The following is a 25178-nucleotide window of genomic DNA, read 5'->3' on the forward strand; positions in this document are numbered from 1 at the left end:
ACGTCGACCGGAGGCTCCTCGCCCGGTTCGAGGCGAGTCGCCAGCACGAGCGCGCTCGACGCGAGCTCCTTCCGCCCGAGTGGCTCAACGCGGAGCGGGAGCCCCCGGAGCATCTCGGACAGCTGTTCGTCGAGGTGCTCGAGCGGGCATGCGAGCACGTTCGCGCGCAGCGTGCCGCGGCGCGGGTAAGCCGTCGTCCCGAAGCGGTTGTCACACAGCCGGAACGAAGCCGTGACGCGTCCGGTGAGGGGACTCCACCGGAGCGAGCGACGGCCCGCATGATGCGGGCCGTCGAAGTGAAGGCGCTTCCGGCCACGTCAGCCCGGCCACGCGCTTTGACGAGCGCGACCGCTAGTTGTCCGTTCAGGACAGATGCGTTCGAGGGTACGCCGGCGTCCGGGGGGTCGATGCCACCTCAGTCGCAGGCGTAGCCGTACTCGCAGACCTTGCGCAGGAAGTCGCTCTCGCTGGCAGTGAAGTAGTGCGCGAGGGACTTCGGCTTGCGGACGTAGTAGAGGTAGTCGACCCCGCGCGTCGGGTTCGCCGCGGCGCGAATCGACGCGAGCCCGGGGTTCGCGATCGGCGTCGGCGGGAGGCCGGTGTGGATCCGCGTGTTGTACGGGGACGTCGACCTGAGCGCCTCCTTGGTCAGCGACCGGGTCCCGGGGATATCGAGCCCGTAGCGAATCGTCGCATCGATCCCGAGCGGCATCCTGTTGCGCAGGCGGTTGTAGATCACGGCTGCCACGAGGCGCCGCTCGCGCGGCACCGCGGTCTCCTTCTCGATCATCGAGGCGATGATCAGGACGTCGTAGGGGGTGAGGTTCTTCGAGCGCGCGTAGGAGAGGTCGACGCTGCGGAAACGCTGACGGAAGGCCCGGAGCTGGTCGGCGACGAGCTCCCGCGCGGTCGTCAGGCGGGTGAACTCGTACGACGCCGGGAAGAGGAAACCTTCGAGCGAGTCGCGCTTCACGTCCTTGCGGAACTGTGGCGGCGCCAGCGCCCGGTCGACCGCGCGCAGGTAACCGCCCCGCGTCAGCCGCGGTGTCACGCCGCGCTTCCCGATCGCGATCTCCCGGACGGCAGCGACGCGGTCGGCCATCTCGCGGACCGAGAATCCCTCGGGGTAGATGATCCTGAGGCGCGCGAGGGGCGCGGGCACCGTGGTCGTCACCGGCGCGGCCTCGTCCCCGCCCCCGGAGACCCACGCCGTCGCGCCGAAGGCGGCGATCGCCACGAGCGCCGCGGCGGCGACGATCGCGACACCGCGCCTCACCGGGTTCGCTCCAGCCACCCCTGGAGGAGATGCGCCGCAGCGAGCGCGTCCTCCGGGGCGCGGCCGCCGGTCTGCTGGGCCAGCGTCGTCGTGAACCTCTCGTCCTCCGTCTCGACGGGGACGTCGAGGCGCCTGCGCAGAGCGTCCACGAACACCTCGGTCGCCCGTGCCTGCTCGCCGCGCTCGCCGCGAAGGGTGAGCGGCAGGCCGACCACCACGACCTCGGCCGCGTGCTCCGCGACGAGCGAGGCAACCCGGTCGAGGCCGGCCTCGCTGCCGGCCCGCTCGACCACGCACACGGGCCGCGCGAGCGTCCCGGTCGCGTCCGAGACCGCCACACCGGTGCGCGCTGCGCCGAAGTCGAGCGCCAGGGCTCGCATGGGCTAGAGCGCGGCGCGGATCAGCCGCTCGGCCTCCGCCAGGGCCTCGGGCAGCTTCTCGGCATCCTTCCCTCCGGCCCGGGCCATCGTCGGCCGTCCGCCTCCGCCGCCGCCGACGAGAGGAGCCGCACCCCGGATCACGTCGGACGCGCTGATGCGCTCCGCGACGGTCGGGTCGAAGTTCGCGACGAGCGAGACCTTCCCGTCCCCAACGGAGCCGAGCACCACCGCGGCCGGCGCATGGCGCTGCTTGAAACGGTCGGAGAGGTCGAGCAGCGCGTCGCCGTCGAGGCCCTCGATCGCCTGCACGACGACGTTGACGCCGTCCACGGCCGTCACCACCGCTTCGGGATCGGCCGACGGCGCGGCGGCCTGCGGCCGACGCTTGATCTCGCGACGCACCTCCTCCAGCTCCGCGCGAAGCGCCTCGGCGGCTGCCGCGCGTGCGTGCAGGGCGGCCCAGGCCTCCCCGGAGGTGACGGCCTCGATCCGGCGAGTGCCCCCGCCGACGGAGCCCTCACCGAGGATCGAGAAGGCGCCGATCTCGGCGGTCGAGCGCACGTGCGTGCCGCCGCAGAGCTCGGTCGAGATCCCCGGGACCTCGACGACGCGGACGACATCGCCGTACTTCTCGCCGAACAGCGCCATCGCGCCGAGCGCGCGCGCCTCGTCGAGCGTCGTTTCGAACGTGTGCACGGGCAGGTTCGCGAAGACGGCGCGGTTGACCCGGCGCTCGATCGCCTCACGCTCGTCCGGTGTCAGCTGCGCGGCGTGGGTGAAGTCGAAGCGCAGCTTCTCGGGCCGGACCGCGGAGCCTGCCTGCGTGACGTGCTCACCGAGCACCTCGCGAAGCGCCGCCTGCAGGAGGTGCGTCGCCGTGTGGTTCGCCATCGTCGGGAACCGGACGCTCCACGGCACGACCGCCCGCACACGGTCGCCCGCTGCGAATCCGTGGCCACGGAGGAGGAGCGCCTGGTCTCCCTCGAAGCGGTACGCGTCGACCAGGTCGGCGCGCGTGGCGGTGTCGTCGTCGAGCTCGATCCAGCCCTGATCGGTGACCTGGCCGCCGCCGGCCGGGTAGAAGGGCGACTCGCGCAGCTTCGCCAGGAACGTGCCGTCGCCGAGGTCCTCGAGCGCGCCGAGCTGCGTGAGCACGTCGACCTTCGTGTAGCCCACGAACTCCGATGTGAACCCGGCCCCCCGGGCGAAGTCGGCTGCGCGCTGGACGAGGCCGCGCTCTCCTGTCCCCCGCGAGATCTCGCGGTGGCGCTCCATCTCCGCGCGGTATCCGTCGACGTCCACGGAGTGGCCCCGCTCGCGGGCGAGCTCGACGGTCAGCTCGATCGGGAAGCCGTACGTCGCCGCGAGGCGGAACGCGTCGTCCGCGCCGATGTCCGCTCCTGCGAGCTCCTCGAACTCCTTCATCCCCCGCTCGAGCGTCTCGCGGAAGCGCTCCTCCTCGGCGCGCACGACTCGCTCGATCTCGGCCGCGCTCTCGACGACCTCCGGGTACCACGGCCCGACCTGCTCGACGACGATCCGCGGCAGCGGGTACACCGCCGGGAGGCCGATCCTCCGCGCCTGCACGACCGAGCGGCGGATGAGGCGGCGCAGGACGTAGCCGCGACCCTCGTTCGAGGGCGTGATGCCCTCGGCCACGAGGAACGTGACGCCGCGGCCGTGGTCGCAGAGCACGCGGTGGGCCTTCGTGGCCTCGGGAGACGTCCCGTACGCGACTCCGGACTCGTTCGCGATCCAGTCCATGATCAGCCGGAACCCGTCCGTGTCGAAGATCGACTCGACGCCCTGGAGAAGCATCGCGGCGCGTTCGAGCCCCATGCCCGTGTCGATGTTCTGCTTCGGCAGCGGGGTGAGCGAGCCGTCCGCCCCGAGGTCGAACTCCATGAACACGAGGTTCCAGAACTCGATGTACCGGTCGCACCGCTCGCAGTTGGGCCCGCAGTCGGGCTGCCCGCAGCCGTACTCGGCGCCGCGGTCGTAGTGCAGCTCCGAGCAGGGGCCGCACGGGCCGGTGTCGCCTGCCGGCCCCCAGAAGTTGTCGGAGCGCGGGAACGGCACGATCCGCTCGCGCGGGACGCCCTTCCGCAGCCAGGCTGCGACGGCGACCTCGTCCTCGCCCAGGCCGAGGCCCGGATCGCCGGCGAACACCGTGGCCCACAGCCGCGCCGGGTCGAGGCGGAGGTGCTCGGTGACGAGCTCCCAGGCGTAGTCGACCGCGCCGTCCTTGAAGTAGTCGCCGAACGAGAAGTTGCCGAGCATCTCGAACATCGAGGCGTGCCGGGCGGTCAGGCCGACCTCGTCGAGGTCGGTGTCCTTGCCTCCCGCCCGGAGGCACTTCTGGACGGTCGTGAAGCGCGGCGCGGGCGGCTCCTTCGCCCCCGAGAAGAACGGCTTGAGCGGCTGCATCCCCGCCGAGACGAAGAGCGTCGAGGGGTCCTCGGGCGGTGGCACGAGCGGGAACGAAGGGAACCGCAGGTGATCCTTCGACTCGAAGAACGAGAGGAACCCCTCGCGAAGCTCGGCGGTCGTGCGCATCCGCCGATCGTAGCGGGGGTCTGGGAGCGCTCCCGCCCCCCGGCGACGGTCGCCGCCCGCGGCCGACCTCGGCGCAGGCTCAGGGAAGCTCGTCGGGTGGAACGGGCGCCGGGTCCGGTTTCGGCGTCGGCGTCGGCTGCGGCCAGGGATCGGGCTTCGGCGTCGGGGTCGGAGTCGGCGTGGGCGTCGGCCGCTCGGTCGAGGGTGGGGTCGGCCCTGCGCCGCGAAGGTCCTCGGCGAGATCCTGCTCGCGTCTTCGTGCCGCCTCCTTCGCGGCGTCCATCGCCTCCGACACGTTCTTCGTCCGGCGCAGCGACGCGAAGCCGTGCGCGATCGCGGCGCTGACACCCGAGACCTTCTCGACAGGCTTGGCGATCGCTGTCGAGACCGCCCGCACCGCCGTGTCGGCGCTGTCGGCCATCGAGACCGCGCTGTCGGTCACGGTGTCGAGCTTGTCGAGCTGGTAGTTGACGCGATCGACCGTGCCCCCGGTCTTGACGACCACGGGGAGCACGTCGCGCTCGCTGCCGGTCACGAAGGACGACACCCTGTCGAACAGCTGGCCGAGCTTGAACAGGGCGAACAGCGACCCCACGCCCACGAGGACGAGGAAGATCGCCAGACCCCAGTAGGCGGCGTCGCCGGCCGAGAACGCGAGCGTCATCGCGCAGGATCCTACCCCGTCGCGCTCTGGATCATGCCGGCGCCGACGACCACGTCGTCCTCGTAGAGCACGGCCACCTGACCGGGCGCCACCGCCTCCACGGGCTCGTCGAGCTCCAGGACGAATCCCTGGTCGACCGGCTGGACCCTCGCGCCGACCGGGGCGGAGCGATAGCGGAGCTTCGCGTCGGCGCGCTCGACCGGCACGTACGTCCGTCCGCGGACGGACACCCGCCGCGAGCGGAGAGCGCTCCGGGGGCCGACGACCAGGGTGTTGCTGCCGGGGTCGGAGCGGACGACGTGGAGCGGCTCGGCCGATGCGAGCCCGAGCCCACGGCGCTGGCCCGGGGTGAACCGCCAGATGCCCTCGTGAGCGCCCAGGACGGCGCCCGACTCGTCGACGATCTCGCCGCTTGCCGCCGCGAGGCCGCTCCGCTCGAGGAACCCCCGGTAGTCACCCCCCGCGAGGAAGCACGCTTCCTGGCTTTCCGCCCGGAGCGCGGCCGCGAGGCCCGCAGCGGCCGCCTCGGCACGCACCTCCGGCTTGGTCTTCTCACCGAGAGGAAACCCGACCCGCTGGAACAGGGCCGGGTCGACCGTCGCGAGCATGTACGACTGGTCCTTCGCCGGGTCGACGGCGCGCGCGACGAGGCGGACGCCGTCCCGCTCGACGAGCCGGGCGTAGTGCCCCGTCCAGAGCACGTCGGCTCCCGCGCGCTCAGCGAAGGCGACGAGCGCCGCAAACCGGAAGGCGCCGTTGCAGCGCATGCACGGGTTCGGTGTGAGGCCCGCGGCGTATCCCTCGACGAACGCCTGCACCACCGTCTCGCGGAAGGACTCGCGCAGATCGAGCGTCACGTGCGGGCGACCGAGCGCATGACACGCCTCGCGCGCGCTGATCACCGCGTCGGGCGAGCAGCATGCGCGCTCCGCGCTGGGCCCGGAGGGGTCGAGCCAGAGGCGCAGAGTGACGCCGACGGCGTCGGCTCCCGCACGATGCAGCGCGACGGCGCTGTCGACCCCGCCGCTCATGGCCACCGCGATCCGGCCGGGTCGCGGCGAGGCGCGGAACACTGTGGCCAGAGCGTCTGCGACAGCGTCGGCGGCGAGCGTCTCGCCCGGCACGGCAGCCGCCTCGAGCAGCGTGAGGCCTGCGAGGGGCCGCTCCATCCCCGGCGCGTCCGCCTCCACGACGCGCTCGCCGTCCACGACGAGACGGGCGACGGCGAACGTGTCGCCCCGCGCGGAATCGCCGATCACCTCGACGGCCATCGACCCAGGCTAGCGCCCGCCCTCCTCGTCGCACGCCCGCCGGCCGCCGCCGGCCGGCTTCCGGGAGCCCGGTCGGCCGCCCTGCGACTGCCACGACGGCCCCGTTCCGCCACTGGCCCGGTACCCCAACCGCCCCCAGGGGCACTCCCGTGTCCCTGTAGTCACGCTATCGGCAGAACGAACACGGAAGTGCCGCGGCTTCGTGTCGACTGTGTGCCAGGCGGATGGCTCGCGTGTCGCCCGATCGTCGGGCCGGATCGCAACGGCCCGCAGCGGACGGGCGAGCCCTCAGACGGGAACCGCGGTCACGACGACGTTGTCGCGATAGTGCCCCGTCGTACGGTTGAACGGGCCGCCGCACGTCACCAGCACGAGACGCGCGCGTCCCCGAAGCGAGTACACGTCGGCGGGCAGCGCCTCCTTGCGCATCGAGCGCACCGACACGACGCGATACGACCTCGTGCGCCCGTCGCGCAACTGGAGCTCGACGCGAGTTCCCGCGCGCGCGGACCGCAGGCTGAAGAACGCACCCGGCCCGAGCCTGGCGCTGTCGACGTGACCCCCGATGAGGATCGCTCCGGCCTGGTCGCCGGGCGCGGCGCCGTCGCTCCACCAGCCGGGTCTCCTGATGTCCGCGGGGACGTCGAGCACACCCGCCGAGACGCTCACGTCCGAGGGCGTCAGCGGCGCGTCTATCCGGAGCGTCGAGATTCGAACCCGCACCGGCGTCCGGCCGCCGACGTCCGCGTCCGAGCGCCTGCCCCGCGTCGCCGCCCGCCCGCCGGTGACGATCAGCGGACGCGAGAGCGACGTCTCCGCCGTGGCCCCGCACTCGCCCCGCGTCCCCTCGATCAGCGCGGAGCCGACGAGCTGCTCCCGGTACGTGTAGAAACCCGCCTTCGCGAGGCGAACGGAGGGCGAACGATGGACGCCGTCACCCTCGACCGTGAAGCGCCCCTTCCAGTACGGCGCCCCCGTGCATCGGATCGCTGCGCGCGAGGCGAAAGGCCCGTAGAGCTCGAGCTCGATCGCCGCGCTCGTCCGGCCGAGCCCGCTCACCCGAACGCGGTCGTGCAGCAGCGTCCCCGGAACGACCACCTCCGCCGAGGCCAGCGTCGTGACCTGCGGCTCCGCGCGCGCGAGCGTCGTCTCCGCGACGTCGCCGCAGTCGGTCGTGACGGCGGGGTTCGCGGGGCCCTCGACGATCGACTCCCGGTACGTGTAGTAGCCGGCACGGTCGAGACGGACGGGCGCTGTCGTGTACGTGCCGTTTCCGGACGCGACGAACGTGCCCCGCCAGAAGGGTGTCCCGTCGCAGCGGATCGCTTCCATCGTCGGGAACGGGCCGAAGAGCTCGGCCGAGACCGGCACCCGCAGGACGCCGAGGCCCGAGACCACGACGCTGTCGGTGATCGTCGCCCCGGGCCGGGTTCGCTGCGCGCTCACCCGCGTCGTCAGCGTCGGCGCCCCCACCGCGACCGTCGTCTCGGCCACCTCCCCGCACGCCGTCTCGGCAGCCCGCACGAACCCCGCCGCGGCGATCGTCTCGCGGTACGTGTAGTAGCCGGGCACGTCGAGCTGCACGGGCTCGGTCGTGACCTGGCCGTCGCCCTCCACCTGCACGGTCCCGCTCCAGAACGGCGTCCCTGTGCACGCGATCGCCTCACGCGTGGAGAACGGGCCGTAGAGGAAGGCGCGGACGGTGGCGCTCTCGGTGCCGAGCCCCTCGACGTCGATCCGGTCGGTGATCGTCGTACCGGGCTCGACCCGCGCCGAGCTGACGACCGTCGTCACGCGCGGCTGCACCTCGACCCGGAAGCTCTCGACCGGGACGGCGCACGGTGTCGTCACCCCGACGTGCGTCTCGTCCCCCGGCACCTCGAGCCGGTAGGTGTACCACCCCACTGCCCGCAGCGTCGCCGGCGGGGTGGTGTAGGTACCCGGGCCGTTCGTCGAGAACGATCCCTCGAAGGCCGGCGTGCCGTCGCAGCGGATCTCCGCCGCCGTCCGAAACGGCCCGTAGACGCGAACCGCGACGGTCGCGGACCAGCCGGCGAGAGCCCCGCCGATCACGACCCGATCACGGCTCGGTTGGCCGAGCAGGACGCGGTTCGGGTCGGCGGTCGTGCTGACGGTCACCTGCACCTTCCCGACCGCTCGCTCCAGCGTCTCGGTCACCACCTGCGAGTCGGGCACGGCAAGGCGCTGGCCGTTCCGTGCCGCGGGCGCGGTCGTCGGACGAAAGACCCTCGGTCGCGTCGAGGCGAGCGCTTCCGTACGTACGCGGAGCCGGAGCCCCTCGGCCGACGTCGGCGTCAGCTCGAGCGCGGCGACGCCGTTCGCGTCCGTGGTGACGTTGGTCGGCATCCCGCTCGCGCCGCTCGCGTCGAGCCGTAGGTCGACCCCGGGGAGGGGGTTCCCGCCCGCCGAGAGCACGCGGATCGTCCCGCTGGCCTTGACGCCCGCCCGGAGACGATCCGGCAATCGCGCCTCGATCCGGTACGGGCCGTGGTAGCGCTCGGCGTCCCGGGCCACGCGCGCGTGGGCGGCCGCGACCGTTGCCCCGATCGCGTCGGGAGCAGCCTCGCCGGGAGCGGCATCGCCCATCAACCCGTGCACGTAGAGCATCACCGCCGCGGCCTGTGTCCGGTCCGTCGTGCGGCCGGCGTTCCAGATCGCGTAAGCCATGCGCCGCTGCCGCTCGAGCGAGACGACCTCGCCGTCGCGGTTGCGGAGCGTGCCCGACCCGTCCTCTCGGAACCGGTATCTCGCCGAGGGGTACCAGTACCGCAGGTCAAGGCAGTACGTGTGGGCGACGCCGGGCACCGCGCCCCGGTAGTCCCCGAACCACCGCACGCCGTACCGGTAGGTCTCGTAGGAGCCGACCCCGAGCGTGCCACAGGTGTTGCGGCCGCCCGACGAGCACGGGTCGTTCTGATTCGGCGGCTCACCGGCCGCCGCGGTGCTGGAGGCGGCGAGGGCGACCGCCACGGCGAGCGTGACTGTCAGTAGGCGGCGATGCAACGGGACACGTCCGACGGTGCCTCGGGGAGGCACCGTCGATCATACGCGGCGGGGAGCCGGCGTCACCGCCGGCTCCCCGGGCCGCTGTCAGCCGCGGAGGTTGACCGGGAACGACACGAGCCTGCGCGTCGAGATGCCGCCGAGCAGGTCTTCGCCGGCCTTCCGCGCACGGGCGAACACGACCAGCAGCTGCTGCTGGTTGCTCGCGGGGAAGAAGCGCAGCCGACTCATCGTCAAGATGGCCACGCCGTCCGAGCCGGTGGGTTGCTCCGTCGCCGAGAACTGCTGGTACGGCGTCGGGGTCGCGTAGACCAGCGCCCCCTCGACCGGACGCCCGTTGCACGCGGTGACCTGGAAGCTCACGCGGATCGTGCGGGTGTCCCGTCGCACCGGGCTCGGTGTGATGCGCTGCCGGCCGAACTGCAGGCGGACCGGAGGCGTGAGGCGATCGACGTCGATCGTCCCCGTTCCGGCCGGACAGCCGGTGGTCCCGGTGCCCGTGGTGACGACCGGGGTCTGGGCCGACTGGACGGAATTGGAGCCGGTCGTGTTCGTCGCCGTGACGTTCACGCGGATCGTCCGGCCGGAATCGGCCGCGACGAGCCGATACGTGCTCTGGGTCGCGCCGGCGATCGCCGCGCACGCACCCCCGGCCGCGTCGCACCTCTGCCACGCGTACGCGAACGTGATTCCCGTCCCGGTCCAGGTCCCGGGGCTCGCGGTGAGCGTCTGGCCGACGACCGCCGGGCCCACGATCGTCGGCGGCGCGGTGTTCGGCGGGCCCGCCTGGCCGCCGACGACCTCGGTCGCGTTCGTGGCGACCGTCGCTGCGCCCTCGTTGTTTCGCCCCGTGACACGCACTCGCATGCGCGAGCCGACGTCGCCCGAGGTCACGACGTACCCGGTCGTCGTGGCGCCGCCGATGGTAGAGCAGTCGGATCCGTCCGGCGCTCCGCCGGACGGCGGGCAGCGGACCCACTGGAACTCGAACGTCGGCGCGGGGTCCCCCGTCCAGGTTCCGGGTGTCACCGTGAGGGTCTGCCCCAACGAGGGGATGCCGGTGACCGTCGGTGGGACGGTGTTCGCGGGGACGGCCTGCTGACGGGCCGAGCCTGCCGGCACCAGCACGGCCAGTACCGCCGCGCCGGCGACGAGGACGGCGGCCGCTGCACGCCGCGTCGAGACACGCTTCACGACACGAGAGTTGGACATCACCTGCCTCCTGGGTCGTTGACGGCCCGGGGATTCTCCCCGACGGCTGTATGGAGGCGATGAAGAAGCCCGCGGCGGGGCCGTCAGGCGACGAGCTCGACCCGGTTCCCCCACGGGTCGGCGAGGAAGAGCCTCGACACGCCCGGGATCTCGCCCGGATCGGCCCAGCGGACGTGGACTCCGTGCTCTCCGAGCCGGTCGGCGAGCCGTTCCAGCTCGGCAGGGGATGCCACGCGAAGCGCAGGATGCGCCTTCGCGGCAGGCGTGAAGCCGTCGGCGACGCCGACGTGCAGCTGGTGCTCGCCGACGCGAAACCAGACCCCTCCGCGAACGGCGAGCGTCGGCGGCTTGTCGAGCTCCTCGAGCCCGAGGAGCTCGCCGTAGAACCGCCGTGCGTCCTCCTCGCAGCCGGGCGGAGCGGCGACCTGGACGTGATCGAGGCCGATGACCGCGCCGGTCATCGTGGGCGACGCGACGCTCCGCGTGACCCCGGGCCGGAAAAGCGAACCCGCTTCTCCAGGTGGGTGCCCTGCCGGACTCCGGTGAAACCGTCCTCCGGACCCGGGCTCCCTTCGTGTGATCGTTGGTTCACGTTGAGAGCCCGAGGTCACGCGCAACGTCGCGCTTCTGTCAGTGTAGTCGCGCGCGCCGACCCGTGGTCACCGGCGGCTCGCGTAGCGCCACTCGACCTCCTGCGTGCCGTCCAGCCCGACGAGGCCGGCGAGCGCGGACGTGAGCTCGAACTGACGGCCCGTGGCCACCAGCTCGTTGTCGATCACCTCGGTCAGGACGGTCTCGCCTCCATAGCGGACGAGCAGCTTCGCCCCGCACGGCAGCACCGGGTGCGTGACGCCGAGCGAGCGAGCCGTGAGAACGAGGCCGCAGGTCGTGCGCTCGGCGTCCTCGCCGGGCGGCCGCGGCGCGGCGAGCGCCTCGTACCAGCCCCCTCCGGCTGCGACGGCCCCCGTCGGAGCGGAGACCGGCTCATCCGCGCGCTGCTCGACGACGGCGACGGCGACGAGCCCCGCGAGCAGCGCGACGGCGGCGAGCGCGAGCAGCCGCTGGACGACGCGCGCGCTCAGCTCGGCGGCTCCTCGACGACGACGGCGAGCCCGAGCTCGTCGAGCTGATCCTGCGTGATCGCGGTCGGCGCACCCGACATCGGGTCGACCCCCGCCTGGTTCTTCGGGAAGGCGATCACGTCACGCAGATTCGGCTCGCCCGCGAGCACCATCGTCATCCGATCGATCCCCAGGGCGATCCCTCCGTGGGGCGGGGCCCCCATCGCGAGCGCGTCGAGCAGGAACCCGAACTGCGATCGCTGCTGCGCCTCGCTGAGGGCGAGCAGGTCGAAGACCCGCGCCTGGAGGTCGGGCTCGTGGATCCTGAAGGAGCCACCGCCCAGCTCGTTCCCGTTGACGATGATGTCGTACGCGTTCGCGAGCGCTCTGCGCGGATCCTCGTGGAAGCGCTCGCGCCAGTCGTCGGTGGGGCGTGTGAACGGATGGTGCTTCGCCGCCCAGCGCTCTTCCTCGACGTCCCACTCGAACATCGGGAAGTCGGTCACCCACAGGAACGTGAACGAGGCGTCGTCGATCAGGCCGAGCTCGCGTCCGACGTGCAGCCGGAGGTGGCCGAGCACCCGCGATGTCAGCTCCCACTCGTCCGCCGCGAAGAGCAGGGTTTCCCCCGCGGCGGGGGCGAGCGTCGACAGCTCGTCCTCCGAGAGGAACTTCGCGATCGGCGAGCGGAGCTCTCCCCCGTCGTCCCGGACGAGGTACGCGAGCCCTTTTGCGCCTCGTTCCTTCGCGATCTCCTCGAGCGCGCCGAGCTGGGCCCGCGAGAGCACCCTCGGCACGCGCAGGTACCGCACCGCCTCCGCGCCGGCGAAGACGCCGAACCCGGAGCCTCGGGTGAGCTCGGTGGCGTCCTCGAGCTCGAGCCCGAAGCGGGTGTCCGGCTTGTCGGTGCCGAACCGCCGGTCGGCCTCGTCGTAGGTCATGCGCGGCCACGGCGTCTCGATTCCGACCCCGAGGCAATCCCGCCAGATGGTCGCGAACATCTCCTCCATCAGGAGGAAGAGAACCTCCCGGTCGGGGAAGCTCATCTCGACGTCCAGCTGGGTCAGCTCTTGGACGCGGTCGGCGCGGAGGTCCTCGTCCCGGAAGCAGATCGCGATCTGGTAGTAGCGGTCGAACCCGGCGATCATCGTGAGCTGCTTGAGGATCTGCGGGCTCTGCGGCAGCGCGAAGAAGCGTCCCTTGTGGAGCCGGCTCGGGACGACGAAGTCGCGCGCGCCCTCCGGCGTCGACTTGTAGAGGATCGGCGTCTGGATGTCGAGGAAGCCGGCCTCCTCCATGTGGCGGCGGATGATCCCGACCATCTGCGCCCGCAGCCGCAGGTTCCGCTGCAGCTTCTCGCGCCTCAGGTCGAGCCAGCGGTAGCGTAGGCGGAGCGTCTCGTCGACGTTCTCCTCGTCGAGCTGGAACGGGAGCGGCGTCGAGCGTGAGACGATCCGGAGCTCGTCGACTGCCAGCTCGACCTCGCCGGTCGGCATCCTCGGGTTGACGGTCTCCGGGGCGCGGGCGACGAGCTCCCCGCGTGCCTGCAGCACGAACTCGTTCCGGATCTCGCCCGCGAGCCCGGCGGCCTGCGGGGATCGCTCCGGGTTGATCACGAGCTGCGTGATGCCGGTCCGGTCGCGCAGGTCGACGAACACGAGGCCGCCGTGGTCGCGGCGCCGCGACGCCCAGCCCGCGAGCGTCAGCCTGCTCCCCACGTGGTCGGCCCGCGGCTCGCCGCACATCAGGTCACGCCAGCTCACGGCGTGAGCCTCGAGACGATGTCGTCGTGCGCCAGCGGCTCGTCCGCGGCCCCGGGCGTGCGGAGCGTCGCGCCTTCGGGACCGACCACGACCGTGTGGATGGAGCCCAGGCGCCGTGCCTGGGTCAGCTGTCCCTTGAGCGAGCGGTGCGCGTAGTCCGTCTCGGCCGCGACCCCTGCTCGCCGCAGCTCGGCGAGCCAGCGGGCGACGTGGTTCCGGGGAACACCGTCCTCCACTGCGAAGAAGACGTCCATCCCGGGCTCCTGCGGACTCTCGATCCCCTCCTCCTCCATCGCGATCAACAATCGCTCGAGGCCGGCTCCGAAGCCGATCCCGGGCGTGGGCGGCCCGCCGATCTCCTCCACGAGATAGTCGTAGCGCCCGCCGCCTGTGATGGTCGAGTTCTGGCTCTCCAGCGGGCCGATGAACTCGAACGTCGTGCGCGAGTAGTAGTCGAGGCCGCGGACGAGCGTCGGCACGAGCGTGTAGCTCACGCCCGTCGCGTCGAGCCCGGCCCGGACGGCGGCGAAGTGCTGGACGCAGGCGGCACACAGCGACTCGCCGATCTTCGGCGCGTCGTCGAGGGCCTCGCGGACGGCAGGCGGCTTGGCAAGGTAGTTGTCGAAGACGCGCAGCGGGCTTGCGTCCGCCTTCCCGCGGGTCTCGTCGTCGAGGCGACCGGCGTTGTCGGCGAGCCACGCGCGGAGGGTCTCGAGGTAGGCGGGACGGCACTGCCGGCATCCGATCGAGTTCAGCTCGAGGTGGTAGCGCGTCACTCCGAGCCGCGCGAGCAGCGCGTCGTACAGCTGGATCAGCTCCGCGTCGATCGCCGGGTCGTCCGTGCCGAGGGCCTCCACGGAGGCCTGCCAGTGCTCGCGGTAGCGCCCCCTGCCGGGCGCGGAGTAGCGGTACATCGTGGCGATCGTGAAGAGCTTCACGGGCTGGGGCTCGCGGTGCATGCCGTGCTCGACGTACGCGCGACAGATCGGGGCCGTGCCCTCGGGGCGCAGCGTCAGTGAGCGGTCGGCCCGGTCGGCGAAGGTGTACATCTCCTTTTGGACCACGTCCGAGCCGGCGCCGGACGTGCGGGCAAAGAGCGCCGTGTCCTCGAACACGGGCGTCAGGATCTTGCGGTAGCCGTACAAGGCGCAGAGACGCTCGATCTCGTCGGTGACGCGCCGCCACGACGGCATCTCGGCGGGGACGACGTCGTGGGTTCCGCGCGGCCGCTCGATCGGGGCCGCGCCGCTCATCCGGCCGCCTCGTGCTGCTCGAGCCGGAGCTCGGCCAGGAACGGGTTGCCCGCGAGCTCCGCGCCGAGCGTCGTCGAGGGGCCGTGCCCCGGATGGACGGCCGTCCCCGGTGGGTAGCGGTCGAAGAGCGACCGGAGCGATGCGAGCAGGGTCGTCCAGTCCGCACCGGGCAGATCGGTCCGTCCGACAGAACCTGCGAAGAGGAGGTCACCGGAGAGCAGCGCGCCGTCGATCGCGTAGGCCAGGTGTGCCGGCGAGTGACCGGGGACCGCGAGGACATCGAAGCGGATCCCGGCGAGCTCGAGCGCCTCCCCGCCCCCGAGCAGCACGTCGGGCGTCCAGGGACGGACCGCGACCCCGGGCGGCGTGAACGCCGCCGGAGCCTCGAGCAGCGCACGCTCCCCCGCCGCGGCGTGGACCGGGGCTCCCGTTCCCTCCGCGAGGTCGGCGAGGCCGAGGATGTGATCGAAGTGACCGTGCGTGACGAGGATCGCGGCGCAGCGCGCGCCGAGAGAGGCGAGCGCGACCCGGATCTCGGCCGCGGGGCCGCTCGGGTCGACGACGACGGCCTCGGGTACGCCACGGCCGGCGCGCACGAGGTAGCAGTTCGTGCCGAGCGGGCCGAGCGGGAGCTGGTCGACGACCGGGAGCACGACGCGAGTCTACGGACGCCCTGCGCCGCCGCTCCATCTCGACCCGCGATACGGTTGCGCCGTGAAGTCGTGGGACCTGACCGAGATCGAGGCTCCCGGCGGCACTGTCGACCCGACGGTCCTGACGACCGACGACGGCGCACGGGCGATCTCGATCCGCCTCGAGGCAGGGCAGGAGCTCCGCGACCACCAGGTGCGAGAGCGCGCCTGGGTGGTCATCGTCGAAGGCGAGGCGGAGATCCGCTGCGGGAGCGACGCGGTGCGGGGCCGCGTCGGCACCCTCGTCACGTTCGACCCCGGCGAGCGGCACGCGCTCTCGAGCGCCGAGGGCGCCCGTCTACTCCTCATCCTGGCGCCGTGGCCAGGGGAGGGCCACTATCTCGACGGCGAGGTACGCCCCGGCTGACCACGGCGGATCGGCGCAACGCGCCTCGTGAGTCGTCCGACTGCGTAGACGAGCCCGAGCCCGGCTCCCGCCGCCACGGCGGCGACGTTCGTCGTGGCGCAGGCTCGGCAGGCGTTGCAGCAGACCGCCGCCATCGGCGCGTGCTCGCCGTACCGCACGGCAACGCGTGTCGCCCGCCCCGTCCAGATCTGCCTCACGGGGAGAGGCTAGCGGCCTGCGGGCCTGATCGAGCTCTGGGCGCCGACCCCGAGATGGCCTGACGGTGCCTGCCCGGCTCGGGCCGCACGTGGCCGCTCGTCAGCGTCCGCCGGTCTTTGCCTTGGCGAGGCGCTTCTCGTGCGATCGCCAGACGAGGCGGTCCATGAAGTAGCTGAACGGCACGAAGATCGCGAGCAGGAAGAACGTCTGCACGACGGCACCCGTGAAGGTGATGCCGTCGCCGCCGAGGAGCATCACCGTCGCGAGGAAGATCGGCGCGAAGATCGCCGCCCGCTTCAGGACCCTCCGCCACGTCGGGGGCTGGGGCGCGCCCCGGGGGGACTTCGCTCGCCCGTTCCCGCGTCCGTCCTTCTGCGCCGGTGCCTTCGCCGGCGCCTCTGCCTTCAGCTCGGACGCGGTCAGCAGCGTCTCGTTGCCCTCGGCGTCGATCTCGACGAGGTCGTACGCGTGGCGCTTCTCCTTCGCGCGCTTTCGCCGCTGCTTCTGCGTCGCCATCGACCCGGATTATGCCCGCGACACCACGACCCGGCCTGCCTGGATCACGGTGTGGACGACGTCCCCGGCGAGATGGTAGGCAAGGTGGCGCCAGTCCGGAGCTGCGAGCAGGACGAGATCGGCGCGCTGCCCACGGGCGAGCCTCCCACGGTCGTCGAAGCCCACCACGTGCGCGGCGTTGACCGTACAGGCGATGAGCGCTGCTTCGGGGGACAGGCCGAGCTGCGTGCACGCGAGCGTGCAGACGACCGGCAGGCTCTCGCAGAAGGCGCTCCCAGGGTTGAAGTCGGTCGCGAGCGCGATCGCGGCGCCCGCGTCGACGAGCTCGCGCGCAGGGGGCATGGGGCGGGCGAGGTAGAGCGCGGCGATCGGGAGCAGGACGCCGACGACGTTGCTCGCGGCGAGCGCCGCGATACCGCCGCGACCCGTCGCCTCGAGGTGGTCGACCGACCTGGCACCGAGCTCGACTGCGAGCGGCACCGCGCCGATCTCCGAGAGCTGATCGCCGTGGAGCCTGAGGGCGAGGCCTGCGGCGCGGCAGGCGAGGAGGTACCGGCGCGCCTGCTCGGCGTCGAAGGTCCCGCGCTCGACGAAAACGTCCGCCGCGACGGCGACCTTCGCCGCGTGGGGCAGGACCTCGTCGACCGCCCAGTCGACGTACGCGTCCGCATCGGCGTGCTCGGAAGGCACGGCGTGGGCGCCGAGCCAGGTCGGGATCCCGCCCGCCGAGCGAACGGCCTCGAGCTGAGCCAGCTCCGTGTCGCGATCGAGCCCGTACCCGCTCTTCCCCTCGAATGTCGTCGTCCCATGCTCCAGCATCGCGTCGCGATGCCGCGCGACGATCGCCGTGAGCACCTCGGCTCCGGCGGCACGGGTCGCACGGGTCGTCGAGAGGATCCCGCCGCCGGCGGCGAGGAGCTCCTCGTACGTCGCTCCCGCTGCGCGGAGCGCGAACTCGTTCGCCCGGTCTCCCGCGAACGCCGGGTGCGTGTGGCAGTCGACGAGGCCCGGGATGGCCGAGAGCCCGCGTCCGTCGACCTCCTCGACGTCACCCGCGATCGGGGCCAGGTCGCGCATCCGCCCGACGCGTTCGATCGTCTCGCCGCCGACGAGAACGTAGGCGTCCTCGACGACCTCGACCTCGGCCAGCGCACCGCCCCGGAGAGGCGCGCCCGTCCCTGCAGGCGTCGCGAGCTGGGCGAGGTCGCGGACGAGCAGGCGCCGCACGGGCCCTTCCGGCGGGTCAGCCACGGGCCGCGCGGCCGCCGCTCGACCGCCTCACGACGTCACGCCCGGAAGGTCGAGGCCCCCCGCGCGCGCGGCTGCTCGCGCATCCTCGTACCCGGCGTCAGCGTGACGCATGACGCCCGTGCCGGGATCCGCGGTGAGCACCCGCTCGAGCCGCTCGTCGGCATCCGCCGACCCGTCCGCGACGACCACCATGCCCGCGTGGATCGAGTTGCCGATCCCGACGCCGCCACCGTGGTGGACGCTGACCCAGGTCGCGCCCGCGGCGGTGTTCAGGAGAGCGTTGAGGATCGGCCAGTCGGCGATCGCGTCCGAGCCGTCGCGCATCGACTCCGTCTCGCGGTAGGGGGAGGCGACGGAGCCGGCATCGAGGTGATCCCTCCCGATCACCACGGGCGCGGAGACCTCCCCCGAGCGCACGAGCGCGTTGATCGCGAGACCCGCCCGCGCCCGGTCGCCGTAGCCGAGCCAGCAGATCCGCGCCGGCAGCCCCTGGAACGCGACCCGCTCGGGTGCGAGCTCGAGCCAGCGCTGGAGAAGCCCGTCGTCCGGGAACAGCCTCTTCAGCTCTCGGTCGATCGTCGCGATGTCGGCGGGGTCACCGGACAGCGCCGCCCAGCGGAACGGCCCGATCCCCTTGCAGAACAGCGGCCGGATATAGGCCGGGACGAAGCCCGGGTATGTGAAGGCCTCGCTCAGACCGGCTCGATAGGCCTCACCTCGCAGATTGTTGCCATAGTCGAAAACGTAGCATCCCATCCGGACGAAATCGACCATCGCCCGGACGTGCGTCACGATCGACTCCGAGGCGAGCCGGAGGTATTCCTGCGGGGCGCGGTCACGGAGCGCGACGACCTCCTCGAACGGGACCTCTGCCGGGACATAGCCCGTCAAGGGATCGTGGGCCGCTGTCTGGTCGGTGACGAGGTCGAACGTCTCGCCGCGGGCGACGAGCTCGGGCAGGACGTCTGCAGCGTTCGCGCGGAGCCCGACGGAAAGCGGGCGACCCGCGGCGGCTGCCCCACGCACGCGGTTCAGCGCGTCGTCCAGCGACTCGGCCTGCGCGTCGAGGTACCGCATCTCCAGCCGGCGATCGATCGAGCGCTGATCGACTTCGATGCAGAGGATGGCGGCGCCCGCCATCGTCGCGGCCAGCGGCTGCGCGCCACCCATTCCCCCGAGACCGGACGTCAGCACCGTCCGGCCGGAGAGATCCGGAGAGCCGAAATGAGCCTCCCCTGCAGCGCAGAACGTCTGGTACGTCCCCTGCAGGATCCCCTGGGTGCCGATGTAGATCCACGACCCCGCGGTCATCTGGCCGAACATCGTCAGGCCGGCCGTCTCGAGGCGCCGGAACTCGTCCCAGCTCGCCCATGCGGGGACGAGCAGCGAGTTCGCGATCAGCACACGGGGCGCACCCGGGTGCGTCCCGAAGACACCGACGGGCTTCCCCGACTGGATCAGCAGCGTCTCGTCGTCCCCCAGCCGCAGCAGGGTCCGAACGATGTCCCGAAGCGCCTGGTGCGACCGCGCTGCGCGGCCCGAGCCGCCGTACACGACGAGGGACTCGGGGTGCTCGGCGACCTCGGCGTCGAGGTTGTTGAGGAGCATCCGGAGCGGGGCCTCGGTCTGCCACGAGCGTGCGTGCAGCGCCGAGCCACGCGGCGCCTTGATCCCCGAGAGGTCGCCGACGAGGTCCTCGACGAGCGCGCTCACGACTTCTCGCCCCCGTCTCCACCGCTCGAACGCCCTGCGGCCGCCCGTGTCTCCCGCTGCCGGAATCGGAACCAGCTCCAACCCGTCGCGGCGACGAAGTACGCGAGCGCCACGCCGAGCGTCTTGACGAGATCCCCGCCGGAGATCGCCGCCACGAGCAGGATCACCCCTGCGAGGATGGCGTGGAAGACGACGGCGGCGCGATAGGGCTGCCGAGGCGCGGGCAGATCGCTCACGGAAGGGCCTCCGGCAGCTCGCGCTCGACCGCCGCGAGCAGGCTGCCGTCCCGGATCGCGTCCGCGACCCGCTCGATGTCCGCAGAGAGCGACCGGTCCTCGCGAACGCGCTCCGACAACGTGCGCACGAAGCTGCGGGCTGCGCGAACACCGATGCCCGGCTCCAGCGGCGCGAGGAACTCGACGGCTTGCGCTCCTGCCAGCAACTCGATCGCCAGCACCCGTTCGACGTTGGACACCACCTGCAGCGCCTTCAGGCCGGCGCCGTTTCCCATCGACACGTGATCTTCCTGTCCGGCGCTGGTGGGGATCGAATCGACGGATCCCGGGTGGCTCAGCGCCTTGTTCTCCGAGACGAGGGCCGCCGCCACGTATTGGAGGATCATGAAGCCGGAGTTGAGCCCCTCCTCGCGTGCGACCAGAAACGGCGGCAGTCCGTCCGAAAGGCTCGGGTTCACCATCCGCTCCGTGCGCCGCTCGCTGATGCTCGCGAGCTCGGCGCATGCGATCGCGAGACAGTCGAGCCCGATCGCGATCGGCTGGCCGTGGAAATTCCCGTTGGAGACGATCATCTCCTCCTCGAGCAGGACGAGCGGGTTGTCGGTGGCGGCGTTCAGCTCGACCGCGACGCTGCTCTCGACGTGATCGAGCAGGTCCCGGCTGGCGCCGTGCACCTGTGGCGCGCAGCGAAGCGAGTAGGCGTCCTGCACCTTGTCGCACCACCGGTGGGCCTCCACGATCGCCGAGCCCGCGAGCAGGGCGCGAAGCGCAGCGGCGCTTCGCGTTTGACCCGGTAGCGGCCGGGCGGCGTGGATGGCCGGGTGGAAGCTCATCGGGGTTCCCTGGAGCGCCTCGACCGACATCGCGCACGCGATGTCCGCCACGCGTGCGAGGCGTCGCGCGCGGACGAGCGCGAGCGACGCCATCGCGGTCATGAACTGCGTCCCGTTGATGAGCGAGAGGCCCTCCTTCGGCGCAAGCGTGATCGGGGTCAAGCCGGCAGCGTCGAGCGCCTCGGCGCCGGTCACGAGCTTTCCGTCGACGGTTGCCTCGCCCTCGCCGACAAGTGGAAGGGCGAGATGGGCCAGGGGAGCGAGGTCGCCGCTCGCCCCGACCGAGCCGCGAGACGGGACGCGCGGGACGATCCCGGCCCCGAGGACGCGGACGAGCAGCTCGATCGTCTCGACGCGTGCGCCCGAGTACCCCTTGGCGAGGGTGTTCGCGCGCAGGAGCATGGCCGCGCGGACGACGTCCTCGGGGTAGGGCTCGCCGACGCCGCACGCGTGGCTCCGCAGCAGTCGCAGCTGGAGCTCGGCCGCCTGCTCCGGCGGGATCGACTCGGAGACGAACCGTCCGAAGCCCGTGTTCACCCCGTAGGTGTGGTCGCCCACCTCGGATTCGAGGAACTCCCGCGCCGCTGCTGCGCGCTCGCGGCCCCGCGCACCGAGCACGACGGGCCGACGGCCGACGGCGACGTCCCAGACATCGTCGATCGCCAGATGCTCCCCCGTCAGCTCGACAGCGGCCGGCACGGCGCGAGTGTAGAGGGAGCCGGCACGTGGCCCCCGTCGACGCGACATGGGCTCCCGTCGGGCGGTACGTGCACCTTGGGGGACGGCGTCGCCCTCGAAGCGGGCCGGACACCGTCGGCCGTCCGCTGGTGCCCGCCGCGCATCCCCGTGAAAAATGAAGCTGCCGAGGTCGGGGCAGCACGTCCGCGAGCCTCGCGTGGGGCTCCCCCCACGGGGGAGCGAGGCTCCCTGGATTCACGGTATCGCAGCAAGTGTCATGGGTCTGTGCCGACTTCGCGCCGACTTCGACACGCGCACGTGCACCGACCCGGCTCTCTGCTCGGCCTCCCGTCGCGAGACGACAAGCTTCCCGACGCGCACCCCGCCCGCGACGCCGATCGGCGCCCGGGTCAACCTCGCCGCGAAGACGGCACCACTTCTCAGCCGGCCAGGTGCCACTCGAGCACACGCTCCCGCCCGAGGCGCTCCAGGCGAAGCGCACGCGCGGCCGCGTCGAGCGCGGTCGCGGTCGGGACGCCGCGCTCATCGAGCGGATCGGGCACACCCGCTGCTGCCTGGGCCACGCTCGCCGCGGGGACGAGCCCGACGAGCTCCCCTCCGCCCACACGTGTGCCGCGCGCGGCTGCCTCCCGGGCGATGCGCTCGACCACCACGTGAAGCGGCGTCGCCGAGAGATCGATCACGTTCGTCGAGACCTGGACGACCCCCTGTGCGAGCTGGAGGCCGAGCGCCTGCACCCCGGGCAGCCCCCCGGACGACTCTCGCACGGCGGCGGCGACCTCCTGCGCGACCTCGAGCGGCCCGGCCAGCTCGAGGTTGAAGGCGATGAGCGGCGGCCGCACGCCGACGAGCACCGCGCCCGACCGCGGGTCGAGCCGCGTCGGCCCGCACGCGGGCGCGAGCTCCCCCGCGTCGATCCGCCGCTGCAACTCCTCGGGCCCGCCGCGCCGGAAGTACGCCGGGCGCCGTCCGTCTCCGAGGGAGCCGTAGAAGAAGACCGGCAATCCGAGCTCTTCCGCAACCCGTCGTCCGACCTCGCGTCCGACGGCCTCCGCCCCGGGAAGCGCATCCGGCGTGAGAGGGACGACCGGGACCACGTCGGCCGCCCCCACGCGCGGATGGACGCCGTCGTGGCGGCGCAGGTCGATCCGTCGGCAGGCCTCGTCGATCCCCGCGACCAGGCCGTCCTCCAGCTCCCGGTCGTCTCCGACGAGCGTGATGACCGCGCGGTGATGGTGAGGGTCGACGTGTGTGTCGAGGACTCGCGCGCCGGCGCTCGCGAACGCCGCGGCGATCGCCGTGACGAGCCGCGTGTCGCGCCCTTCCGACACGTTGGGCACGGACTCGAGGCGCAGCATCGTGCCTACCCTACGACCGATGCACGAGCCGACTGCCCCCGCGTACTACGACCGGCGCGCGCCGGAGTACGACGACTGGTACCTCGGGGAGGGCCTCTACGCCGGCAGGGCGCGCGACGGGTTCGACGAGGAGCTCGCGCGCGTCAAGGAGACCCTCGCGGGCCTCCCCCCAGCCCGCACCCTCGACGTCGCCTGCGGGACCGGTTTCCTCACGCGCCACCTCCGCGGCACGATCACGGGCCTCGACCGGAGCTCCCGGATGCTCGCTATCGCCGCCGAGCGCCTCCCCCACGCGACGCTGGTCGAGGGAGATGGCCTGGCTCTCCCCTTCCCGGACGATGCTTTCGACCGCGTCGTCAGCGGCCACTTCTTCGGGCATCTCGGAGCGGACCAGCGCCCGGTGTTTCTCCGCGAGGTGCGGCGCGTCGCGCCCGAGCTGGTGGTCGTGGACGCATCGCTCGGCCGTTCGGAGGTCACCGAGGAATGGTCGAGCCGGGCCCTCCGTGACGGGTCGAGCTGGGAGGTCTACAAGCGCTGGTTCACACCCGAGGGGCTCCTGGAGGAGCTCGGCGGTGGCGACGTCCTCCTCGCCGGCGAGTGGTTCGTCGTCGTGCGCTCGCCACGGTGAGCCGCGTCAGCCCGCTCGCCGCGCTCCAGCGTGACAACGCCCGCTGCCGCCGCTGCCTCGAGGCCGGCTTCCCCATCGTGCCGCCACCGGTGTTCGAGGGGCACGCGGGCCAGCGCGCCTATCTCTTCGGGCTGGCCCCCGGCCGCGTCGAGGCCGACACGGGCCGGCCGTGGCAGGGACGGGCCGGGCGGACGCTCCGGCGCTGGCTGCAACTCGACGAGGAGACCTTCTTCGCGCGCTTCTACTGCGCATCCGTGACCCGCTGCTTCCCCGGGCCGAGCCCCGGCGGTCGCGGCGACCGTCGGGCGACCCCCACGGAGGAGGCGCTCTGCGCGCCGTGGCGGGAGGCCGAGCTCCGGCTGCTCCGCCCCGCGCTCGTCGTCACCGTCGGCCTGGCCGCTGCGCAGCAGCTGCTCCGTGTGCCGCGGCTCACCGACGCGGTCGGGAAGAGCTTCCTGCTCGACGACGCCGTGGCGGTCCCCCTTCCTCATCCGTCGGGTGCGAGCGGCTGGCTGAACGACGCGACGAACCGCGCCCGCCTAGGGAAGGCGTTGACCCACGTCCGCCGCGAGCTCGCTCGCGGCGGCGTGACGTAGGATCGCCCCGTGAGCATCGGCGCCGTCCTCGACGAGGCCTGGACACTCTTCACGCGGTTCTTTCTCCGATTCTTCGCGATCGCACTCGTCGTCTTCGCGGTGATCAACCTGTTCTACGCGCTCGTCGTGAGCGCGATCTCGAACGACGAGAACGGTGCTGCGGTCGCGCTCGCGATCGTCGGCTTCGCGACCGCCGTCGTCGGCTCGACGTGGCTCCAGGGCGCGTTCGTCTACGCGGTGCAGGACGCCCGCGACGGCGTGTTCGACGCCTCGCTCGGCGAGGTCTTCTCCCGCGTCTCGTCCTCGATCGTCCCACTGCTCGTGGCCGGGCTGCTGGCCGGCCTGGGGATCGCCTTCGGCCTGCTGCTCCTGATCGTGCCCGGCCTGTTCCTCCTGACGATCTGGGCGGTGATCGCGCCCGTGATCGTCGTGGAGAAACGCTCCGCGCTCGAGTCGTTCGGCCGTTCCCGCGAGCTCGTGCGCGGCCACGGCTGGACGGTGTTCGGGATCGTCCTGATCACCGGCCTCCTCTCCGGCATCGCCAGCAGCCTGCTCCAGGCAGCCTTCTCCTTCCTGCCGCGCTTCCTCGAGATCCTGGTCGGCAGCACGATCGCCCAGGCGGTCGTCGCGCCCTTCGGCGCGATCGCGCTGGCGATCACGTACTTCCGGCTCAGAGAGGCGCACGGCGGAGCGGCTGCAGCCGAGCCGGTCGCCGAGGCGTGACCCTCGATCCGGAGACCGAGGCGCGCATCGAGGAGCCGGCCTCCGCGGACGCCGTCCGGGAGGCCCGACTGACGCCCGCCGAGGCCGTCGAGCACATGCGGATCCGGGTTCCCGACCGCGGGAACCGGAAGCTCCGGCGCGTGATCGAGCGCGCCAACGCCGACCGGGAGCTGAAGGGCTGGTGGCATGTCTCCAACGTCAACGCAGTCGTCCGCCTCGAGATCAACGACCACTCGTGGGTGCACATCCAGATCGTCGCCAACATCGCCCTCAAGCTCCTCCGCCAGCTCACGAAGCACGGCGTCGAGCCGTCTCTCGTGCGCGACTACGGGATGGAGAACGAGGACGCCGAAGTCGTCGTCGTCCTCGCGGCGCTCACCCACTGCGTCGGAATGTCGGTGCACCGAAGGGGTCACGAGGACTGGAGCCTATTCCTCGCCGAGCCCAAGCTCCGCGAGCTGCTCGACGGGATCTACGACGAGCCCGACCGCACCGTGATCGTGTCGGAGGTGCTGCAGGCGATCACCAGCCACCGCGCCGACGGCGAGCCGCTCTCACTCGAGGCCGGGATCCTTCGCGTCGGCGACGCGCTGGACATGGCGAAGGGCCGCTCGCGGATCCCGTTCGAGAAGGGACAGGTGTCGATGCACTCCCTCTCGGCGGCGGCGGTCGAGGAGGTCATGATCGGCGACGGCGAGGTGAAGCCGGTGCGGATCGAGATCGTGATGAACAACTCGTCCGGGCTGTACCAGGTCGACGGTCTGCTCAAGGCGAAGCTCCGTGGCTCCGGGCTAGAGCCACACGTCGAGGTGATCGCGCACATCGACACGGCCGACGAGAAGCGTCTCGTCCCCGAGTACCGCCTCGACATCTGACCGCCGCCCGGCGGCCGGGTACAATCCGGGCCA

24 protein-coding genes are annotated in these 25178 nt (G+C 72.3%); 6 read left to right on the plus strand and 18 right to left on the minus strand.

All coding sequences use genetic code 11. The features are described from left to right. Nucleotides 1–415: 415 nt before the first annotated feature. The 9 genes from mltG to VFO26_RS10955 form a co-directional block, all read right to left on the minus strand. The gene (gene mltG, locus VFO26_RS10915) at nt 416–1294 is read right to left on the minus strand and encodes an endolytic transglycosylase MltG (protein ID WP_325115009.1); all 879 of its coding nucleotides are present in this window, start codon (nt 1292–1294) and stop codon (nt 416–418) included. Further along, nucleotides 1273–1656: a Holliday junction resolvase RuvX gene (gene ruvX / locus VFO26_RS10920; RefSeq protein ID WP_325115010.1), complete on the minus strand. Its 384-nt coding sequence runs from the start codon at nt 1654–1656 to the stop codon at nt 1273–1275. The genes mltG and ruvX overlap by 22 nt, the downstream gene beginning before the upstream one ends. 3 nt (nt 1657–1659) lie before the next feature. Then, on the minus strand, nt 1660–4212 hold the full coding sequence (gene alaS, locus VFO26_RS10925; protein ID WP_325115011.1) for an alanine--tRNA ligase: 2553 nt from the start codon (nt 4210–4212) through the stop codon (nt 1660–1662). A gap of 79 nt (nt 4213–4291) precedes the next feature. Beyond that, nucleotides 4292–4876: a hypothetical protein gene (locus VFO26_RS10930; RefSeq protein WP_325115012.1), complete on the minus strand. Its 585-nt coding sequence runs from the start codon at nt 4874–4876 to the stop codon at nt 4292–4294. A gap of 11 nt (nt 4877–4887) precedes the next feature. Beyond that, nucleotides 4888–6147 carry a tRNA 2-thiouridine(34) synthase MnmA gene (gene mnmA / locus VFO26_RS10935; protein ID WP_325115013.1) on the minus strand — a complete coding sequence of 420 codons (1260 nt, stop codon included), beginning with the start codon at nt 6145–6147 and terminating at the stop codon, nt 4888–4890. A 288-nt stretch (nt 6148–6435) separates the two neighbouring features. Then, nucleotides 6436–9138, minus strand: coding sequence for a sortase domain-bontaining protein (locus VFO26_RS10940; RefSeq protein ID WP_325115014.1), 2703 nt, complete (start codon nt 9136–9138; stop codon nt 6436–6438). Nucleotides 9139–9258: 120 nt separating this feature from the next. Continuing rightward, nucleotides 9259–10383, minus strand: coding sequence for a hypothetical protein (locus tag VFO26_RS10945; protein ID WP_325115015.1), 1125 nt, complete (start codon nt 10381–10383; stop codon nt 9259–9261). Between the two features lie 83 nt (nt 10384–10466). Further along, nucleotides 10467–10844 carry a VOC family protein gene (locus tag VFO26_RS10950; protein ID WP_325115016.1) on the minus strand — a complete coding sequence of 126 codons (378 nt, stop codon included), beginning with the start codon at nt 10842–10844 and terminating at the stop codon, nt 10467–10469. Between the two features lie 198 nt (nt 10845–11042). After that, nucleotides 11043–11222 carry a hypothetical protein gene (locus VFO26_RS10955; protein WP_325115017.1) on the minus strand — a complete coding sequence of 60 codons (180 nt, stop codon included), beginning with the start codon at nt 11220–11222 and terminating at the stop codon, nt 11043–11045. Nucleotides 11223–11225: 3 nt separating this feature from the next. Between VFO26_RS10955 and VFO26_RS10960 the strand changes: the two genes are divergently transcribed. After that, nucleotides 11226–11513 (plus strand): hypothetical protein, encoded by a 288-nt coding sequence (locus VFO26_RS10960; protein WP_325115018.1) that lies wholly within the window; start codon nt 11226–11228, stop codon nt 11511–11513. On the opposite strand, the gene aspS is transcribed toward VFO26_RS10960, so the two are convergent. From aspS to VFO26_RS10975, 3 genes are read right to left on the minus strand one after another with little or no spacing between them, the layout of a single operon-like run. Beyond that, nucleotides 11462–13189: an aspartate--tRNA ligase gene (gene aspS, locus VFO26_RS10965; protein WP_349259075.1), complete on the minus strand. Its 1728-nt coding sequence runs from the start codon at nt 13187–13189 to the stop codon at nt 11462–11464. The genes VFO26_RS10960 and aspS overlap by 52 nt on opposite strands. A gap of 14 nt (nt 13190–13203) precedes the next feature. Beyond that, nucleotides 13204–14460 (minus strand): histidine--tRNA ligase, encoded by a 1257-nt coding sequence (hisS, locus tag VFO26_RS10970; RefSeq protein WP_325115020.1) that lies wholly within the window; start codon nt 14458–14460, stop codon nt 13204–13206. Continuing rightward, on the minus strand, nt 14457–15113 hold the full coding sequence (locus VFO26_RS10975) for an MBL fold metallo-hydrolase (protein ID WP_325115021.1): 657 nt from the start codon (nt 15111–15113) through the stop codon (nt 14457–14459). Before VFO26_RS10975 ends, hisS begins: the two co-directional genes overlap by 4 nt. A gap of 61 nt (nt 15114–15174) precedes the next feature. Here VFO26_RS10975 and VFO26_RS10980 point away from each other — a divergent pair, with 61 nt between their 5' ends. Then, nucleotides 15175–15519, plus strand: a complete 345-nt coding sequence (locus tag VFO26_RS10980) for a hypothetical protein (protein WP_325115022.1) — start codon at nt 15175–15177, stop codon at nt 15517–15519. A gap of 297 nt (nt 15520–15816) precedes the next feature. On the opposite strand, the gene VFO26_RS10985 is transcribed toward VFO26_RS10980, so the two are convergent. The 6 genes from VFO26_RS10985 to ftcD all read right to left on the minus strand — a co-directional run bounded on the left by VFO26_RS10985 (nt 15817) and on the right by ftcD (nt 22323). Continuing rightward, nucleotides 15817–16233: a hypothetical protein gene (locus tag VFO26_RS10985; protein WP_325115023.1), complete on the minus strand. Its 417-nt coding sequence runs from the start codon at nt 16231–16233 to the stop codon at nt 15817–15819. A gap of 9 nt (nt 16234–16242) precedes the next feature. Beyond that, nucleotides 16243–17484 carry an imidazolonepropionase gene (gene hutI, locus VFO26_RS10990; RefSeq protein ID WP_325115024.1) on the minus strand — a complete coding sequence of 414 codons (1242 nt, stop codon included), beginning with the start codon at nt 17482–17484 and terminating at the stop codon, nt 16243–16245. A gap of 27 nt (nt 17485–17511) precedes the next feature. After that, nucleotides 17512–19197, minus strand: a complete 1686-nt coding sequence (hutU, locus tag VFO26_RS10995; RefSeq protein ID WP_325115025.1) for a urocanate hydratase — start codon at nt 19195–19197, stop codon at nt 17512–17514. Continuing rightward, nucleotides 19194–19433, minus strand: a complete 240-nt coding sequence (locus VFO26_RS11000) for a hypothetical protein (RefSeq protein WP_325115026.1) — start codon at nt 19431–19433, stop codon at nt 19194–19196. Before VFO26_RS11000 ends, hutU begins: the two co-directional genes overlap by 4 nt. Continuing rightward, nucleotides 19430–20965: a histidine ammonia-lyase gene (gene hutH, locus VFO26_RS11005; protein WP_325115027.1), complete on the minus strand. Its 1536-nt coding sequence runs from the start codon at nt 20963–20965 to the stop codon at nt 19430–19432. Before hutH ends, VFO26_RS11000 begins: the two co-directional genes overlap by 4 nt. Before the next feature lie 419 nt (nt 20966–21384). Further along, nucleotides 21385–22323, minus strand: a complete 939-nt coding sequence (gene ftcD / locus VFO26_RS11010; RefSeq protein WP_325115028.1) for a glutamate formimidoyltransferase — start codon at nt 22321–22323, stop codon at nt 21385–21387. 19 nt (nt 22324–22342) lie between these two features. Here ftcD and VFO26_RS11015 point away from each other — a divergent pair, with 19 nt between their 5' ends. Genes VFO26_RS11015 through VFO26_RS11030 form a run of 4 tightly spaced genes read left to right on the plus strand, consistent with a single transcriptional unit; the run spans nt 22343 to nt 25145 of the window. After that, on the plus strand, nt 22343–22951 hold the full coding sequence (locus tag VFO26_RS11015) for a class I SAM-dependent methyltransferase (RefSeq protein WP_325115029.1): 609 nt from the start codon (nt 22343–22345) through the stop codon (nt 22949–22951). Then, nucleotides 22948–23547: a uracil-DNA glycosylase family protein gene (locus tag VFO26_RS11020; RefSeq protein WP_325115030.1), complete on the plus strand. Its 600-nt coding sequence runs from the start codon at nt 22948–22950 to the stop codon at nt 23545–23547. The genes VFO26_RS11015 and VFO26_RS11020 overlap by 4 nt, the downstream gene beginning before the upstream one ends. Before the next feature lie 9 nt (nt 23548–23556). Continuing rightward, the gene (locus tag VFO26_RS11025) at nt 23557–24270 is read left to right on the plus strand and encodes a hypothetical protein (RefSeq protein ID WP_325115031.1); all 714 of its coding nucleotides are present in this window, start codon (nt 23557–23559) and stop codon (nt 24268–24270) included. Next, nucleotides 24267–25145 carry an HD domain-containing protein gene (locus VFO26_RS11030; RefSeq protein ID WP_325115032.1) on the plus strand — a complete coding sequence of 293 codons (879 nt, stop codon included), beginning with the start codon at nt 24267–24269 and terminating at the stop codon, nt 25143–25145. The genes VFO26_RS11025 and VFO26_RS11030 overlap by 4 nt, the downstream gene beginning before the upstream one ends. Nucleotides 25146–25178 lie beyond the last annotated feature (33 nt).

Source organism: Gaiella sp., from assembly GCF_035710885.1.
Lineage (GTDB): Bacteria > Actinomycetota > Thermoleophilia > Gaiellales > Gaiellaceae > Gaiella.

What these genes read in the sequence shown, in the direction of transcription:
- aspS (WP_349259075.1), bottom strand. Translation starts at nt 13,189, where the DNA reads ATGTGCGGCGAGCCGCGGGCCGACCACGTGGGGAGCAGGCTGACGCTC.
- mnmA (WP_325115013.1), bottom strand. Translation starts at nt 6,147, where the DNA reads ATGGCCGTCGAGGTGATCGGCGATTCCGCGCGGGGCGACACGTTCGCC.
- ruvX (WP_325115010.1), bottom strand. Translation starts at nt 1,656, where the DNA reads ATGCGAGCCCTGGCGCTCGACTTCGGCGCAGCGCGCACCGGTGTGGCG.
- VFO26_RS10985 (WP_325115023.1), bottom strand. Translation starts at nt 16,233, where the DNA reads ATGGCGACGCAGAAGCAGCGGCGAAAGCGCGCGAAGGAGAAGCGCCAC.
- VFO26_RS10950 (WP_325115016.1), bottom strand. Translation starts at nt 10,844, where the DNA reads ATGACCGGCGCGGTCATCGGCCTCGATCACGTCCAGGTCGCCGCTCCG.
- VFO26_RS10930 (WP_325115012.1), bottom strand. Translation starts at nt 4,876, where the DNA reads ATGACGCTCGCGTTCTCGGCCGGCGACGCCGCCTACTGGGGTCTGGCG.
- VFO26_RS11015 (WP_325115029.1), top strand. Translation starts at nt 22,343, where the DNA reads ATGCACGAGCCGACTGCCCCCGCGTACTACGACCGGCGCGCGCCGGAG.
- ftcD (WP_325115028.1), bottom strand. Translation starts at nt 22,323, where the DNA reads ATGCTGCGCCTCGAGTCCGTGCCCAACGTGTCGGAAGGGCGCGACACG.
- alaS (WP_325115011.1), bottom strand. Translation starts at nt 4,212, where the DNA reads ATGCGCACGACCGCCGAGCTTCGCGAGGGGTTCCTCTCGTTCTTCGAG.
- VFO26_RS10945 (WP_325115015.1), bottom strand. Translation starts at nt 10,383, where the DNA reads ATGTCCAACTCTCGTGTCGTGAAGCGTGTCTCGACGCGGCGTGCAGCG.
- hisS (WP_325115020.1), bottom strand. Translation starts at nt 14,460, where the DNA reads ATGAGCGGCGCGGCCCCGATCGAGCGGCCGCGCGGAACCCACGACGTC.